This is a genomic window from Rhizobium sp. CFBP 13644, assembly GCF_014842165.1.
In the GTDB taxonomy this organism is placed as follows: Bacteria; Pseudomonadota; Alphaproteobacteria; order Rhizobiales; family Rhizobiaceae; genus Agrobacterium; species Agrobacterium tumefaciens_C.
Window position 1 is genome coordinate 1 of sequence record NZ_JACYVF010000027.1, and the last position, 2,015, is coordinate 2,015.

Here is a 2,015-nt window from a genome sequence, read left to right on the forward strand (position 1 = left end):
CTGTCGGAACCAGAGTAACCAGCAGTCGGCGTGTAGGTGATGCTCGTGCCAGACGCCGTCGCCGTACCATGGCTGGCCTGGGAATCGATGGCGACCGATGCCGCCGCCCCGCCGGTAATGTTGAGCGTGATGACATTGGCCGAGGAATTGGCCGGGACCGTCGCTGGCACGGCATTGGCGCGAAGGGTGTCGGCAACAGCCATGGTATAGGCCACCGCGGTGGCAGCATAATTATGATCCGTCGCAGTGATACTAAAGCTGAAGTTGCCACCAGCTGTAGGTGTGCCGGAAAGCACGCCCGATGCGGAGTCTAACGAAAGGCCGGCGGGCAATGCTCCGGCGCTCACCGTATAAATATAAGGCTCCACGCCCTTCGCTGCGGCAATGGTCTTGCTGAAGACTTGGCCAACCTTAGCGGCGAATGAACTCGCTGGTGGTGTCATACCTATTGTATAGTTGCTCACGCACCTCGCACGTAAATACAGGGAATTGCCTTCATGAGCTGCGGAGTTACTAACACCGTAATTAATTACAAATCCGTCCCCCGCAGCAATTGTATGCGACCCACTTAAATCAAAATTCCCTTCTTGAGTGTCGTTCTGCCCTTGCGATCCTTTGGAGCGTTGCCCTGGAATACCGTTGATTACGATTTCAAAAGAAGAGCTGTAACCAGCTATCTTAGCCACTCCCGTGGATATCGCACGCCACCGAATGACTTCATCGGCAGCGAATGCCTTGTGTATGGCAACATAATCCAAGGAGTCCTGCCCAGAATCACTTCCCTCGTCCGGAAATGTGCGGCCGTCACCAAAATCGTCCGTTATGGCCTGGCACGCAGCAGACACAGCGAGGGCCTGTCCCGGCAGAAATACGGTTGCAGCAACCAAAAGAGCTCGTGAAATTATGGGGAGAGATTTTTGAAACGTTCCTGCCAGTCCAGAAAACACAATCTTGGTGCGCGCCGACATTATCACAAACCTCTGCAATTTTCGCCCGTCGGCCATCCTCCACGTAACCACTCATCTGAAATCGTGATGACGACAAAGTATGCGGCAGAATATTAATTTTTAAGGTTAACTAATTACTAAATTTAGCGGCAAGAAATCACATTGAGTAATCTTAGGTTGACATCTTTCGCTAAAAGCAGGGAAACTCTGAATATATTTCTACTTATGATTATGTTTTTATATTCGTTGATATTAACTGGTGACCGCTGCAATGCCCGACGGATCCTCCACAACGCTGCGATTGTGCGTCAGATCATTTATATTTTATGGAGTTGTTGTGTCTGAATACTATTATCTAGGTACCATTTTGCCTGTTGCCTTCGAGTATCCACCTGCAGACTGGATGACGGTTATCCCCGCTGAAAACCCAGTATCTCTATGTGATCGAAAACAAGCCGTACAAAGCGGGCACGGACTTCAGGTCAAATTTGCTCGTTGTGTTGATTACTACAGACCCTACCTGTCAAGAGTGACGTCTCCGGCGAAGCCGGGGTCGTTCACAAAGACCTGGGCGGAAATACGATGCTCTTCAAGCCTACACGTTGGCCAATTGCTCTAATTGATACGCGGAAATGGGGAGGGCCAACCAAGCGTAAGCTTCCTTGAGAGTTCGATGGCAGGCCTCTCACAGATTGGGAACAAGATCCAGGCTACAAAAACCGAACCCGCGACCTCAGCAGCAATAACGGTCGCTAAAATGAAACCATAACTCATACCGACAGCATCCAAGCTCAATGCAAGCCCCGCAACGAGTGTAACAAGAATTGGCAAATGGATAAGATACAGCGGAAACGAAATTCGACCCAGGAATTGCACAGCTGGTGAAATTAACATTCTCTGAAGCGGGCTAAATGATAACGCGGCATAAAAGATAAGTAGCGCGCCCAACGCAGAATAGAACTCGATAATGCTAGACATTGGAAGTGTGACCTTGCCCCGTTGAAATAATCCATTTTGAAGTAAGCTCTGGCCCATTGAGAGGACCAGAGAATGAAGCGCAACCGTTTT

The 2,015-nt window shown here is 49.8% G+C and carries 2 protein-coding genes; both read right to left on the minus strand.

Features of this window, described 5'->3' with window-relative positions:
- Positions 1-968: putative Ig domain-containing protein (locus IFT53_RS23505; RefSeq protein WP_197980357.1), on the minus strand; the 968-nt coding region annotated here is incomplete at its 3' end.
- Positions 969-1,562: 594 nt separating this feature from the next.
- The coding region (locus IFT53_RS23650; protein ID WP_206758587.1) for an acyltransferase at positions 1,563-2,015 on the minus strand (453 nt) is incomplete at its 5' end.